The organism is Micromonospora sp. NPDC093277 (genome assembly GCF_044765245.1).
Classification (GTDB): domain Bacteria; phylum Actinomycetota; class Actinomycetes; order Mycobacteriales; family Micromonosporaceae; genus Micromonospora.
The window spans coordinates 104,876-119,111 of the sequence record NZ_JBIWJO010000008.1 but is presented as its reverse complement, the minus strand read 5'-3'; the positions used below and the strand labels follow the sequence as shown (position 1 = coordinate 119,111).

Below are 14,236 nucleotides of genomic sequence, written 5' to 3'. Positions count from 1 at the left end.
TCCAGGCACGATGGGAGTCGCCATGACTCTCACCTCCGCGCTGCCGAAGAGCGCCGACCCCGACACCCTCTACGACACGTTCGCCGGCTGGGCGTCCGAGCGCGGTCTCGACCTCTACCCCCACCAGGAGGAGGCGGTCATCGAGATCGTCTCCGGGGCGAACGTGATCATGAATACGCCGACCGGCTCCGGCAAGAGCCTGGTCGCCATCGCGGCGCACTTCGCCGCCCTGGCCGACGACCGCACCAGCTTCTACACCGCGCCGATCAAGGCCCTGGTGTCGGAGAAGTTCTTCGCGCTCTGCGAGGTCTTCGGCGCGGAGAACGTCGGCATGCTGACCGGCGACGCCAGCGTCAACGCCGACGCCCCGATCATCTGCTGCACCGCGGAGATCCTGGCCAACCTCGCGCTGCGCGAGGGCGCCCAGGCCGACGTCGGCCAGGTGGTCATGGACGAGTTCCACTTCTACGCCGAGCCGGACCGGGGCTGGGCCTGGCAGGTGCCGATCATCGAGCTGCCGCAGGCGCAGTTCATCCTGATGTCCGCCACGCTCGGCGACACCACCCGCTTCGTCGACGACCTGACCCGGCGCACCGGCCGGCCGACCGCCGTCGTGCGCTCGGCCGAGCGGCCGGTCCCGCTCCTCTTCTCGTACGCGATGACCCCGCTGCACGAGACCCTCGAGGAACTGCTGGAGACGAAGCAGGCCCCGGTGTACGTCGTACACTTCACCCAGGCCGCCGCACTGGAACGCGCCCAGGCGCTGATGAGCGTCAACGTCTGCACCCGGGCCGAGAAGGACCAGATCGCCGTCGCGATCGGCAACTTCCGATTCACCTCCGGCTTCGGCAAGACGCTGTCCCGGCTGGTCCGGCACGGCATCGGCGTACACCACGCCGGCATGCTGCCGAAGTACCGCCGCCTGGTGGAGACCCTCGCGCAGGCCGGGCTCCTCAAGGTCATCTGCGGCACCGACACCCTCGGCGTCGGCATCAACGTGCCGATCCGCACCGTGCTCTTCACCGGACTGTCGAAGTACGACGGGACCCGGACCCGGCTGCTCAAGGCCCGCGAGTTCCACCAGATCGCCGGCCGGGCCGGCCGGGCCGGCTTCGACACCCTCGGCCGGGTGGTGGTGCAGGCGCCCGAGCACGTGATCGAGAACGAAAAGGCCCTCGCCAAGGCCGGCGACGACCCGAAGAAGCGCCGCAAGGTCGTGCGGAAGAAGCCCCCGGAGGGCTCGATCGGCTGGGGCCGGCCCACCTTCGACCGGCTCGTCGAGGCCGAGCCGGAGCCGCTCACCTCCAGCTTCCAGGTCAGCCACTCGATGCTGCTCAACGTCATCGGCCGACCCGGCGACGCGTTCGCCTCGATGCGCCACCTGCTCACCGACAACCACGAGGACCGGGCCGCCCAGCGGCGGCACATCCGCCGGGCCATCGCCATCTACCGGGCACTGCGGGCCGGCGGGGTGGTCGAGGAGCTGCCCGAGCCGGACGAGCAGGGCCGCCGGGTCCGGCTCACCGTCGACCTCCAGCTCAACTTCGCGCTCAACCAGCCGCTGTCGCCGCTGGCCCTGGCCGCCATCGAACTGCTGGACCGCGAGTCCCCGTCGTACGCCCTCGACGCGCTGTCGGTGATCGAGTCGATCCTCGACGACCCGCGCCAGGTGCTCTCCGCCCAGCAGTTCAAGGCCCGCGGCGAGGCGGTCGCCGCAATGAAGGCCGAGGGCATCGAGTACGAGGCCCGCCTCGAACTGCTCGACGAGGTGACCTGGCCCAAGCCGCTCGCGGAGCTGCTGGAGAACGCGTACGAGATGTACCGGCAGGGGCACCCCTGGGTGGCCGACCACCAGCTCTCCCCCAAGTCGGTCGTCCGGGACATGTACGAGCGGGCGATGACCTTCCCCGAGTACGTGCAGTTCTACGGCCTGTCCCGCTCGGAGGGCCTCGTCCTGCGCTACCTCGCCGACGCGTACAAGACGCTGCGGCAGACCGTCCCCGAGGACGCCAAGACCGAGGAGCTGGTCGATCTCATCGAGTGGCTGGGCGAACTGGTCCGCCAGGTCGACTCCAGCCTCATCGACGAGTGGGAGCGGCTGCGCAACCCGTCCGACGTCGAGGAACTCGCCGCGTCGCTGAACGACCGGCCGCCCGCGGTCACCCGCAACGCCAGGGCGTTCCGGGTGCTGGTCCGCAACGCGCTGTTCCGCCGGGTCGAGCTGGCCGCGCTGCGCCGCTGGGACCTTCTCGGGGAACTGGACGCGCAGAACGGTTGGGACGCGGACGCGTGGGCCGACGCGCTGGAGCCGTACTTCGAGTCGTACGACGGGATCGGGGTCGGGCCGGACGCGCGCGGGCCGGCACTGCTCATGATCGAGCAGGGCCGCGAGCGGTGGACCGTACGCCAGATCCTCGACGACCCGGACGGCGACCACGACTGGGGCATCAGCGCCGAGATCGACCTCGCCGCCTCCGACGAGGCCGGCGCGGCGGTCGTGCGGATCACCGACGTCGGGCAGCTCTAGGGATGGCGGCGGGACCCTTGGCCCTCCCACCGAGGGTGGTTGCGGCCTAGGGTCGAGGACGACCCGCGCGATGACGGTACGCAGTGGTGCCGCGACCACCTGTCGCCGGGCGACGCCCCAGCCCGACGGTGAGGAGCAACCGCCATGGCCGACGGCCGCCCGGCCGACCGATCGCCCCTGCGCTTCTTCCTGCTCGTCTTCGCCCTGGCGATTCCGTTCTGGCTCCTCCAACCGCTGACCGAGGGCGTGTCGGACGTGCTCCCGATGCGGCTGCCGAGCAGCGCGGCGATGTTCGTCTGCCCGTTCATCGCCGCGCTGATCCTCACCCGGACCGACCGCCGGCCGGGCAGCACCCGGCGCCTGCTCCGGCACAGCGTCAGCCGGCAGGGCATCGACCGCAGGCGGTGGTACCTGCCGGCATTGCTGATCATGCCGGTGCTCATGCTCCTGTCGTACGTGGTGGCGCGCGCCATGGACGACCCGGTGCCCGCTCCCCGCTTCGACCTCACATACATCCTGGTCGCCTGCACGCTGTTCGCCGTCGCCGGCCTCATGGAGGAGGTCGGCTGGATGGGCTACCTCGGCGGGGTCCTGCAACAACGGCGCAACGCCCTGTGGGCCGCGACCCTCCTCGGGACGGTCTGGGCCGTCTGGCACATCGTGCCGTACGCGCAGGCCGGCCACTCCGTGAAGTGGATCACCTGGCAGTGCGTGCTGACGGTAGCGCTGCGGGTCATCATCTTCTGGCTCTACAACAACAACGCGGGCAGCGTGCTGCTGGCGAGCCTCTTCCACGCCAGCATCAACGTCAGCGACGCGCTCTACCCGGTCGACGGGTCCGCCTACAACCCGGTCATCTCCGGTGCGGTGATCGTGCTGGCCGCCATCGTCATCGCCTTCCTCTGGGGCCCGACCACGCTGACCCGGTTCCGCTGGTCCTCATCACACTCCGGCGCGCCCGAGGCCGACCCGGTTGGTCGCGAGACGGCCCAGTTGCCCGGCTCGGGCATTTCGGGTCAGCAGTCGGCGTAACGGCCAGCAGCGGGCCGGCTAGCAGCGGCCGGGTTCCGTCCGGCCGGGTGCCGTCCGGCTGGCAGCGGTCCGGGCGGCGGGGGCTGGGCGGCGGGCCGGGCGGCGCGGCCGCGCACGCGTCCCAACCATGCCGGAAGCACGGCTGGGAAATGTCAGACCGGTCGATTAGAATGTATGTACTAATCGAGCCGCTGACCTGGGAGGATGCTCGTGAACGCGCCCACCTCCGCCGCCCCTGTCACCCCCTACGCCACCCTCCTCGGGTTCACCCGGTACGTGGACCGCACCGGGCCCACCAAGGCCTCCTTCGTCGGAGGCCTGCGCAAGCAGCGGGCGAGCCGGCACGGCTTCAACCCGCACGGCCAGTTCGTCAAGGCGCTCAAGGCCGACATCGCCTTCCACACCGGCGGCATCCACCTGTCCCAGGTCGCCGACCTGGTCAAGCCCCGCTGGCGCCCGCTCTACGAGGCGCTCGTGCCCGGCGCGACCACCTGGCTGCACTCCCTCGGCGAGCCGGCGGCCGTCGACCTGGCACAGACCCGGGACGCCCTGGCCATGCTGGGGGACCTGCCCGTCAAGATCAACCCCCAGTTCGGCGTCCGGTACGCCGACGGCCGCGCCGAGGCGATCCGCCTGCACTTCGACGAGGCACCGCCGAGCGAGGAGGCCACCCTGGCCACGCTGCATCTGATGGCCCGGCACATGGACGCGGTCCTGCCGCACGCCGAGCCGGTCCTGGTCGACGTCCGCCGCGGCGAGTCCCACCGCATGCCCACCTCGGCCAGGCCCGACCACCTCGAACAGTGGCTGGCCGGCGAGGCCGCCGCCTTCCGCGCCATCTGGTCCACCCCCGCCTGACACCTGACCCTGACCCTGCCACGCCGCCCGCTGGCGGGCAAGATCACGCTCGATCCAGGAAGTAGTGGCCTCCACCGCTCGAGAGGCCACTACTTCCGCTTTTGAGCACGATCTTGGCGAGCGGCGGTCCGGTTATCCACAGGGGCGGTGCTGAGGGCAGGCGATCGGGCAGCGTGGGCGTATGCCTAAATCTCCTCGGCGACCGCCCCAACTGCGCGGTCGGATCTTCCGTGGTTCCGTGGCGGTGCACCGTGGTCTGCTGACCCGCAACGATCTCCGTAGCTCGGCTTGGCGTCCGCTTTTCCGCGACGTCTACGCCGATGCGCAGCTGAGAGTGAGCCATGCCGACCGGTGCACCGCCGTAATCCGCTGGCTGGTCCCGCACGGCAGCGCCATCGCGGGCCGTTCGGCCGCGGCCCTCTACGGCGCTGGGCATGTCGCCCCCGACCAGCCCGTCGACGTGCTCACCCCCACACCGCCGCGCCCTTCAGCACCCGTCTCCACTCCGGCAGACGCCCCGTCGGCACCCAGCCCCACACCGCCACACACTTCAGCACCCGTTACCACGCCGGCCGCCCGTCCGGCAGGGGTCTCCGCCACCAATCCGGCGGCGCCGGGCTGCGTTCCCGCTCGGCGCGGGCCGATGACAGGTCTGCGGGTGCACCGTGCCGAGGTGGACCCGGGCGACGTCGTGGTCCGGGCCGGAATCCTGATCACCTCGCCGGCGCGTACCTGCTGGGACCTGGCGCGGTGGCTCGATGTGATCGAGGCAGTGGTGCTCATCGACGGCCTGCTGGCCCATGGGCTCACCGACGTCACCGCCCTGCGGGAATACGCCCTGGCCAGGGCGGGCAGGCGCGGCTGGCGGTCGTTGCTGCGCGCCGTCGATCTCGCCGATGCCGGCGCAGAGTCGCCGCAGGAGTCCCGCACCCGCGTCCGGCTGGTGCTGGCCGGCCTGCCCCGACCGCGCACCCAGTGGGTGGTGTCGGAACGGGGTCGCTTCGTCGCCCGGCTGGATCTGGCGTGGCCGGAGTGCAAGGTCGCGGTCGAGTACGACGGACTGTGGCACGACGGTCCCGAGCAGTTCCACCGGGACCGCCGACGGCTCAACCGGCTGCTCGGGGCGGAGTGGATCGTCCTGCACGTCACGGCGAAACGCCTCCGCGACGACTTCGACGGAATCCTCGCCGAGGTCCGCGCGGCCCTCCGCTCCCGTGCCTGGCCCACGGCCCCGACGTAAAGATCACGCTCGAACATGGATGTAGTGGCCTCACCATCGCGCGGAGGCCACTACATCCTGGATCGAGCGCGATCTTGCGGCGCAGGAACGCGCCGAACGGCTCAGGCGGAGAGGTGCTGCTGCAGGTCGTCGAGGATGTTGTTGGCGGCGGTTACGCCGATGCCGGTCATCCAGGTCTCGTCGGAGACGACGTGGGCCTTGCCGGCCTTGACCGCCGTGAGGCCCTGCCAGAGGGTGCCGGCGGTGACCTTGGCCTGCTCGGCGGCGGCCTTCTCGCCGTACGCGGTGACGAAGATGACGTCACCGTCCACCTCGTTGACCCGCTCCGGGCTGACCTGTTCGAAGCGCCGCTCCTGCTTGCCTTCGAGGCGCTGCCGCTCGGGGCGGCCCAGCCCGGTGTCGCCGACGACGATGCCGGAGAACGACTCCGGGCCGTACACCCGGATGTTGCCGGGCATGAAGCGCACGATGGAGATCTGCCGGGACGCGGCGTCGCCGAGCGATGCGCCGAACTCCTTCGCCCGCTTCTCGTACGCCGCGAGAAGATCGCCAGCCTGCTGCTCCTTGCCCAGCGCCTTGCCGTCGAGGAGGAAGTTCTCCTTCCAGGTGACGCCCACCTTTTCGGTGAAGACGGTCGGCGCGATGGCGGACAGCTCGTCGTAGAACTTCTCCTGGCGGAACTTGCTGCCGAGGATCAGGTCGGGCTTGAGCGCGTTGATCGCCTCGAGGTCGGGCTCGGTGAGCACCCCGACCTCCTTGATCCCGGCGAGCTTCTCCGCGCCGAAGTAGGTGGGCCAGCTCTTCGCCTCACCGGCGGTCGCGGCGCCGACCGGCGTGACGCCGAGCGAGAGCGCGGTGTCGATCTTGTCGGTGTCGAGCACCACCACGCGCTTCGGGTCGGCAGGCACCTTGGTGGTGCCCATCGCGTGGGTGATCTCCCGGGTCTCCCCGGTGGCGGTGCCGGGGGCGGGGTCGCTCTCTCCACAGGCGGTGAGACCGACGCCGAGGGTGAGTGCGGTGGTAAGTGCGACGGCGAGACGACGCATCAAGGGTCCTTTCTTGTGGTACGGGTCGACGGGCGCTCAGGCGTCGCCGACGGAGGAGCCGGCCGGGGCCGGAGCAGATGGGACCGACGGAGCAGCCGGGCCCGGAGCAGATGGGACCGACGGAGCAGCCGGGCCCGGAGGAGCCGCCGGGGCGGAGGAACCGGCCGGGGCCGGCACAACAGACGGGGCCGGCACAACAGACGGGGCCGGCACAACAGACGGGGCCAGCGAATCGGCCGCGCCGGGAGAAGCGGCCAGGGTGGCCGAGGTATGGGTGAGGGCGGGCACGATGAGGGGGGCACCGGTGACCGGGCAGGGCACGACCACGCAGTCGAGCCCGAACACCGCCCGGACCAGGTCGGCGGTGAGGATCTCGCGCGGGGGCCCGGCCGCCACCACCGCGCCGTCCCGCATGGCGACCAGGTGATCGGCGTACCGGGCGGCCTGGTTGAGGTCGTGCAGCACGGCGACCACGGTCCGGCCGCGCTCGGCCCGCAGCCGGTGCAGCAGGTCCAGCACCTCGACCTGGTGGGCGAGGTCGAGGAAGGTGGTCGGCTCGTCGAGCAGCAGTGCCTCGGTGTCCTGGGCCAGGGTCATGGCGATCCAGACCCGCTGCCGCTGCCCGCCGGAGAGGGTGTCCACCGCCCGGTCGGCGAGCCCGGCGACGTCGGCGAGGGCCATGGCCTGCTCGACGGCCCGGCTGTCCTCCGTCGACCACTGCCGCCACCAGCGCTGGTACGGCTGCCGGCCCCGGCCGACCAGGTCCGCCACGGTGATCCCCTCGGGCACCAGCGGGCTCTGCGGGAGTACGCCGAGGCGCCCGGCCACCTCGCGGGTGGGCAGGTCGCGGATCGCCGTACCGTCGAGCAGCACGGTGCCGTGGCGCGGGGCGAGCAGCCGGGCCATGGTGCGCAGCAGGGTGGACTTGCCGCAGGCGTTCGGCCCGACGATGACGGTGAACGCGTCGGCGGGCAGGTCGAGGTCCAGCCCGTCCAGCACGGTCCGGCCGTCGTAGCCGACGACCAGGTCGCGGGTGGACAGCTTCGCGGTCACGACCGCCTCCCTCGAGTACGTAGCAGCAGGAACAGCAGGTACGGCCCGCCGATCGCGGCGGTGAGCACCCCGGCGGGGAGTTGGGTGGGGGCGAACAGGCGGCGGCCGGCGAGGTCGGCCAGCACCAGCAGCAGTGCCCCGAGCAGCGCGGCACAGAGCAGTGGTGGCCGTTCCGCCCGGACCAGCCGGCGAGCGACCTGCGGGGCGACCAGGGCGACGAAGTCCACCGCGCCGACCTGGGCGGTGACGGTGGCGGCGACCAGCACGCCGGTGGCGGCCAGCCCGATCCGGCGGGCGACCGGGCGCAGTCCGATGCCCCGGGCGGTGTCGTCGTCCAGCGCGGTGCTGCGCAGCGCCCAACCGGCCCAGGCGAGCACCGGCAGCAGCACGGCGAGGGTGGCGCCGATCCAGGCGGCTTCGGTCCAGCCCTTGCCCGCGAGGGTGCCGATCAGCCAGACCTGGGCGCGCAGCCCGTCGATCGGGTCGGCGGTGAGCATCACCACCTCGGTGAGCGCGCGGAACGCGAACGCCACCGCCACCCCGGCGAGGACGAAGCGTTGCGCCGCCAGCCCGTGCCGGGCACCGAGGGCGAACACCGCGACCGCCGCGACCAGGCCGCCGAGCAGCGCGGCCGGTGCGACCACGATCGCGGCGGCACCGCCGGTGAGGGCCACCGTCGCGGCCAGCCCGGCGCCCTGGGTGACTCCGATGACGTCGGGGCTGGCCAGCGGGTTGCGGGCGACGCTCTGGATCAGGGTGCCGGCCACGCCGAACGCGGCCCCGGCCAGCGCCGCGAGCGCCGCGCGAGGCAGTCGCAGGTGCAGCACCACGAGGTCGTACGGGGTGCCGGCGCCGGAGAGCGAACGCAGCACGTCGACGGGTGCGACGTACGGGGTGCCGAGCGAGAGGCTGAGCACGACGGCGCCGGCCAGCAGCAGGACCAGGGTGGCAGCCACGAGCATCGGGCGGCGGCGGACCTGCACGGTCACCGGCCCGACCCGCAGCAATGACCGCCCGGGCAGGACCAGGGTCGGTGTACTCATCGGGCCACCTCGCGGACGCGGCGGACGGAGCGGGGCGTCATGCGGCCACCGACCCGGGCGCGGCGGACGGAGCGGGGCGTCACGCGGTCACCGACCCGGGCGCGGCGGACGGAGCGGGGCGTCACGCGGTCACCTCCGGGCGCAGGGTGGACGGGGCGGGGCGTCACGCGGTCACCACCCGGGCGCGGCGGACCAGGAAGGCGAGCAGCGGCGCGCCGAGCAGCGCGGTGACGATGCCGGCCGGGATCTCGCCGGGCGGCGCAACCAGCCGGCCGACGATGTCGGCGGTGAGCAGCAGGGCCGGGCCGAGCAGTCCGGCGACCAGCAGGGTCCACCGGTGGTCGGCGCCGACCAGGGCCCGGGCCAGGTGCGGCACCGCCAGCCCGACGAAGGCGATCGGCCCGGCGGCGGCGACCGCGGCACCGGTGAGCAGCACGCCGGCGGCCCCGGCGCCGAGGCGGACCAGGGCGGTCCGGTGTCCCAGGCCGGTGGCGACGTCGTCGCCGAGGGCGAGCGCGTCCAGGCCCCGGGCGACCAGGGCGGCCAGCGCGGCGCCGGCGAGGACGATCGGGAGCACCTGCCCGGCGACGCCGACGTCCCGGCCGGTCAGGCCGCCGACAACCCAGAACCGGTACTCCTCGAAGGTGCGGGCGTCGATGCTGAGCAGCGCGTACACGATGGCACCGAGACTGGCGTCGAGGGCCGCGCCGACCAGCGCGAGGGTGACCGGGCTGGTGCCCTCGCGGGTGCGGTTGGCGATGGCGAAGACCAGCAGGCCGGCGAGGAGCGCGCCGCCGACGCCGAACCAGACGTACCCGGACAGGGTGCTGACGCCGAAGACGGCGATGGCTAGCACCACGCCGACGGACGCGCCGGCGCTGACGCCGAGGATCCGCGGCTCGGCGAGGGGATTGCGGGTGACGGCCTGGAAGAGCACCCCGGCGAGGGCCAGGGCGAGCCCGACGACCAACCCCAGGGCGGTACGCGGCAGCCTCAACTCCCGGACGATCGTGCTGGCGTCGCCGCCGTCCGGGGCGGTGAGCGCGGTCCACACCGCCTCGGCGGGCAGCGACCGGCTGCCGAGTGCCAGGCTGGCGACCAGTGCGACGGTGAGCAGGAGCGCCGCCGCCAGGGTGACCGCGAGGCGGCGGCCGACGCCTCGGCGGGTGGGGGTGCCGGCCCGGGCGGGCCGGACGGCGACGCTGGTCACGGGCAGTCCGTCCTGTTGGCTTAGGTTCGCCTTACCTTAACGGAAGAGGTTAGGTGAGCCTAACTCGGGATCGTCGATCTTCCGGCCGGGTTGCAGCTCCAGTGACGGGAGGCGCGAGGGTGGAGAACATGAACGGCGAGCGGCTCTACTCGATCGGCGACCTGGCCCGGCGGACCGGGATGACGGTCAAGACCATCCGGTTCTACTCCGACCGGGGGATCGTGCCGCCCACCGACCGCAGCCCGACCGGCCACCGCCGCTACGGCCTGGACGCCGTCGCCCGGCTGGACCTCGTACGGACCCTGCGCGACCTCGGGCTGGACCTGGCCACGATCCGCGGCATCGTGGACCGGGAGATCCCCCTGCCCGAGGTCGCCGCGGCGCACGCCGAGGCACTGGCGGCCCAGATCCGCGTACTGCGCCTGCGGCGCGCGGTGCTGGCAGCGGTGGCCCGGCGCGGGTCCACACCCGAGGAGATGAGGCTCGTGCACAGGCTGGCGAAACTCTCCGACGCCGAGCGCCGGCGACTGATCGACGAGTTCCTGGACGCCGCCTTCACCGGCCTGGCAGCCAACCCCGCGTTCGCGGGGATCAGGCGCTCCCTGACCCCGGAACTCCCCGATGACGCTGACGCCGAACAGGTCGAGGCCTGGGTGGAGTTGGCCGAGCTCGCCCAGGACCCGGACTTCCGGGCCAGCCTGCGGCGGCTGGCCGAGCAGCACGCGGCGGACCACGCCGACGCGCCGGCCGTACGCCGGGACGCGGTCGCGCTGGTCCGGGAGCAGGCCGCGCCGGCCCTGGCCACCGGCGTCGACCCGACCTCGCCCCGGGCCGATCCGGTCGTCGCCGCGATCACGGACCGGTACGCACGACTCTGCGGCCGCCCCGACGACACCGCCCTCCGGCGACGGCTGCTGGACCGGCTGGAAGCCGCGAACGACCCCCGTCGCGAGCGCTACCTGTACCTGCTCTCAGTGATCAACGGCTGGTCGGCGGCCGAGAGCCTGGCGCCGGTCCTCGACTGGTCGGTCCGCGCCCTCCGAGCAAGGACCACCGGGTAGCCCCTTTTCATCTGTTTTGCGCCCTACGCTGAGGGCATGCGATTCGACCAGCACACCGTGGTCCTCCTGGTGCGCCCCGACGACCCGCCCGAGCTGCCGCGGGACGCGGTCGACCGGTTGCAGGACGCGCACCTGGCCCACCAGGCGGGGCTGGTGGAGCAGGGGGCGCTCCTGGCCGCAGGCCCGTTCCTCGGCGGCGACGACGAGCGGATCCGCGGCTTCGCGGTGCTCTCGGTGGACCCGCAGATGGCCCGCGAGCTCTACGCCAACGATCCCGCCGTGAGCTCCGGACAGCTGGTCGCCCGGGTGATGAGCTGGCTGGTGCCGGAGGGCGTGCTCCGGTTCGAGTCGGTCCCGGTGCCCACGTCGATGCTGGAGATGGCGTCCGGGGACTGACCGGTGGTGCGCTGGCCAAGAACGTTCAAAGGGTGGACGTTCTTGGCCAGCGTTGACTAGCGAAGCGGGATCCCGGCTTGACGAGCGGCCTGCTGACCGCCGAACACCGGCAGGGAGATGTGGCTGACCTTGGTGTTGACGGTGATGGTCGGCCGCGAGGTGAGCCTGTCGGCCGAGTAGCTGCGGTAGCTACCGACGATGATGACGCCGATCCGGTTGCCGGCGGAGAAGACGTAGTCCTCCGGCAGCAGCGGAATGCTGAGCTCGTACGCCTGGCCCGGCGCCATGGGCTCGTCCACCGCGTTGGTGTTGCGGTTCTGCCCGTCGAAGATCCCCTTGCTCACCCGCCATTGGTTGACGTTGGTCGGCCGGTACGCAACGGGCCGGTAGCAACCGTCGTCAGCCGGGCTCGACTCGCCGTAGCACTCCTCGGGCAGGGTCGTCTGGATGACTCCGTCGCCGGTCCGGCTGTTCTGCGTGCTCGGCCCGTACTCCACGAGGATCGCGCCGAAGTAGGCCTCGTCGAGACTCGACGATGCGGTCAGGCTGATCACGGGGGTGCCGGAGATGCGGAGGTCCTCGTCGAGCGGCGGGGACAGGAAGGCCAGGCGGTTCCCTGACGGCTGGTTCGGGTTGTCGATCATCGCCGCTTCGAGTTGGTTGGGGTCGTCGATGAACGAACGGGTCGTCGGCGCGCCCGTGGCCGGGGTGAGTGCCAGTCCCCCGGCGCTGTCCGAGCCGGGACGCAGCCACATGTTGACGTTCCCGGTGCGGGGAATCGGCCAGTCGGCGTGCTGCTCCCAGACGCCGACGGACGGTTCCACATCCACCTTCGGCTCGTTCGTGATGCCGTTGTCGATCCCGTGGAGCCAGTAGTCGAACCAGCGGTGGAGCGTGTCGACCCACACGTCCCGACGGAAGTCGAAGGGATCGATGTGACCAACGCGGCCGAGCCACAGCTTGCGCGAGACGTCGTACGTCTTCAGCGCCTGCCAGAACTTGCTGAAGTGGTCGGGCCGGACGTTGTCGTCCTGGATGCCGTGGACGAGGAACACGCTGGCCTTGATGTTCGCGGCGTCGTCCAGGTAGTTCCGCTCGTGCCAGAACGGCGTGTAGTTGCCGTGTTCGTCGCCGTCGTCGGCCCCGATCTCATTCCAGACCGGCGCGCACCTGGACTGACGCCGCGGGTCGTCAGCCGTGACGGTCCGGGCGAGCGACTCCAGGTAGTTGTTGCCGCGCGTGACGATGCCGTTGGTACGCGTGTAGTCGTAGTAGTTGTACGGCCCCGAGATGGGGACGACGGTGGACAGGCCACTGACGCCGGATGCCGCTGCCGCCATCGCCAGTGATCCGTCGTACGACTTTCCGATCATCGCGGACTTGCCGTTGTGCCAGTCGACCACTACCGGATTGCCGTGCGAGTCGTGCCCGCCGCGGCGGCCGTTCAGCCAGTCGACGACTGCCGGGCCGGAGGCATTCTCGTTCGCGCCCTGGATCGTCGGGCAGCCGGTGGAACCGGCCGTGCCGGGCATGTCGACGAGTGCGACGGCGTAGCCACGGGGCACGAAGTAGTTGTCGTAGAACAGCGGCCAGCGGTCGAGAAGGCCGTCACCATCGACGTCGGCCTTGAGTTCGGACTCGTTGCCGCGCCCCAAGGTCGTGTAGTACGGGCTGTCGTCGATGATGACGGGCACCTTCAGGCCCTGCTTGGTGGCCGCCGGCCGGATCAGGTCGACGCGGATGACATCCTTGATGCCGTCCCGGTCGCTGTCGAAGTCGGTGTCGACCCAGATCCGTTCGCGGATCGCGTCGGCGTAGCCGAACACCGGCTGGGTGACGCTGTCCTGCACGACGATCGTCGGGGTCTCGGCCCGCTCGGCGGCGATCGCCGGCGCCGTCGCGGTCAGCATCGCCATTGCTGCGCCGACCGAAATGATCGACCTCATAGCTTGCCTCCTCATTCGGCTCACGGGCAGCGTTCACCTGGCGCGCCGACTCGATCACTATGGGCACGCTACGAAAAGGCGGATTGATCGTCATCAAGCAGATGCACGAAGTCCACGGCAGCTCGCATAGACATCTGCCGAGGTGCCGCGCGGGTCATCGCCGATATCGTCGGGCAGGCGGCCGTCGCCGCCTCCTGCCGACGAGTCAAGGATTCAGCGCCTACTGGTCCTCCGCGGCCTGCCGGCTGCCCGGCACCACCGGCAGCGGCCACACCCCGGTCCGCGGTGTGGTCAACACGTCCACCTGGTGGTCCGCCCGGACGTACGTCTCGGGCAGCAGGTCGGCCACCGGGACCGTGCGCAGCGCGTCCATCGGGCCGACGATCACCTTGATCGACGGGAAGTAGTCGAGAAGCACCTGCCGGCAGCGACCGCACGGCGGGATGACGCCCCGGCCCCGGTCGCCCACCGCGACGATGGTCTCCAGCTCGCCGGCGCCCTGGGTGGCGGCGGCACCGATGGCCACCACCTCGGCGCACGGGCCCCCGGTGAAGTGGTAGACGTTCACGCCGGTGAAGACCCGGCCGTCGGTGGTCCGCGCGGCGGCGGCGACGCTGTGGTTGTCGCTGCGGCAGCGCAGCTTGGCGACGGCCGTGGCGGCCTGCACCAGCGCCCGGTCGGTGTCCCGCATGATCATCACGTCCCCGTCGTCGGCCTCGGTCGGCGGCCACTCTAGTGCGGCGTCCGGCGACGTTCACGCGTGTCGGGTGAGTGTCGTGGCCCCGGTGGTCGGCGGTAACCCCGGAGCGCTCTGGCGCGCGGCT

Annotated in this window: 11 protein-coding genes and 1 pseudogene; 6 read left to right on the top strand and 6 right to left on the bottom strand. The window is 71.8% G+C overall.

Annotation, left to right across the window (positions count from 1 at the left end):
- The first annotated feature begins 22 nt into the window (after positions 1–22).
- From ACIRG9_RS19300 to ACIRG9_RS19285, 4 genes are all read left to right on the top strand, one after another.
- Positions 23–2,527, top strand: coding sequence for a DEAD/DEAH box helicase (locus tag ACIRG9_RS19300; RefSeq protein WP_402857335.1), 2,505 nt, complete (start codon positions 23–25; stop codon positions 2,525–2,527).
- 144 nt (positions 2,528–2,671) lie between these two features.
- Positions 2,672–3,559 (top strand): CPBP family intramembrane glutamic endopeptidase, encoded by an 888-nt coding sequence (locus ACIRG9_RS19295; RefSeq protein WP_402857333.1) that lies wholly within the window; start codon positions 2,672–2,674, stop codon positions 3,557–3,559.
- A gap of 210 nt (positions 3,560–3,769) precedes the next feature.
- A complete protein-coding gene (locus ACIRG9_RS19290) occupies positions 3,770–4,417 on the top strand; it encodes a hypothetical protein (RefSeq protein ID WP_402857915.1) in 648 nt (215 codons plus the stop codon).
- Between the two features lie 643 nt (positions 4,418–5,060).
- A complete protein-coding gene (locus tag ACIRG9_RS19285; protein WP_402857331.1) occupies positions 5,061–5,657 on the top strand; it encodes an endonuclease domain-containing protein in 597 nt (198 codons plus the stop codon).
- 101 nt (positions 5,658–5,758) lie between these two features.
- Here the strand turns inward: ACIRG9_RS19285 and ACIRG9_RS19280 are convergent, their stop codons facing one another.
- The 4 genes and pseudogenes from ACIRG9_RS19280 to ACIRG9_RS19265 all read right to left on the bottom strand — a co-directional run bounded on the left by ACIRG9_RS19280 (position 5,759) and on the right by ACIRG9_RS19265 (position 10,009).
- A complete protein-coding gene (locus ACIRG9_RS19280) occupies positions 5,759–6,703 on the bottom strand; it encodes an ABC transporter substrate-binding protein (protein ID WP_402857329.1) in 945 nt (314 codons plus the stop codon).
- Between the two features lie 270 nt (positions 6,704–6,973).
- Positions 6,974–7,756, bottom strand: a pseudogene (locus ACIRG9_RS19275) (ABC transporter ATP-binding protein); the annotation flags it as partial.
- The gene (locus ACIRG9_RS19270; RefSeq protein ID WP_402857327.1) at positions 7,753–8,799 is read right to left on the bottom strand and encodes a FecCD family ABC transporter permease; all 1,047 of its coding nucleotides are present in this window, start codon (positions 8,797–8,799) and stop codon (positions 7,753–7,755) included. The gene ACIRG9_RS19270 and the pseudogene ACIRG9_RS19275, both read right to left, overlap by 4 nt.
- 163 nt (positions 8,800–8,962) lie before the next feature.
- Positions 8,963–10,009, bottom strand: coding sequence for a FecCD family ABC transporter permease (locus ACIRG9_RS19265; protein ID WP_402857325.1), 1,047 nt, complete (start codon positions 10,007–10,009; stop codon positions 8,963–8,965).
- 128 nt (positions 10,010–10,137) lie between these two features.
- On the opposite strand from ACIRG9_RS19265, the gene ACIRG9_RS19260 reads away from it, so the two are divergent.
- Together ACIRG9_RS19260 and ACIRG9_RS19255 are read left to right on the top strand one after the other, a co-directional pair.
- Positions 10,138–11,070: a MerR family transcriptional regulator gene (locus ACIRG9_RS19260; RefSeq protein ID WP_402857912.1), complete on the top strand. Its 933-nt coding sequence runs from the start codon at positions 10,138–10,140 to the stop codon at positions 11,068–11,070.
- Between the two features lie 36 nt (positions 11,071–11,106).
- The gene (locus ACIRG9_RS19255; RefSeq protein ID WP_402857323.1) at positions 11,107–11,466 is read left to right on the top strand and encodes a YciI family protein; all 360 of its coding nucleotides are present in this window, start codon (positions 11,107–11,109) and stop codon (positions 11,464–11,466) included.
- A 56-nt stretch (positions 11,467–11,522) separates the two neighbouring features.
- Here ACIRG9_RS19255 and ACIRG9_RS19250 read toward each other — a convergent pair whose 3' ends face one another.
- Together ACIRG9_RS19250 and ACIRG9_RS19245 are read right to left on the bottom strand one after the other, a co-directional pair.
- Entirely contained in the window at positions 11,523–13,412 is a 1,890-nt protein-coding gene (locus ACIRG9_RS19250; RefSeq protein ID WP_402857321.1) for a CocE/NonD family hydrolase, read from the bottom strand.
- A gap of 220 nt (positions 13,413–13,632) precedes the next feature.
- Positions 13,633–14,103 (bottom strand): cytidine deaminase family protein, encoded by a 471-nt coding sequence (locus ACIRG9_RS19245; RefSeq protein ID WP_402857319.1) that lies wholly within the window; start codon positions 14,101–14,103, stop codon positions 13,633–13,635.
- Positions 14,104–14,236: the final 133 nt, after the last annotated feature.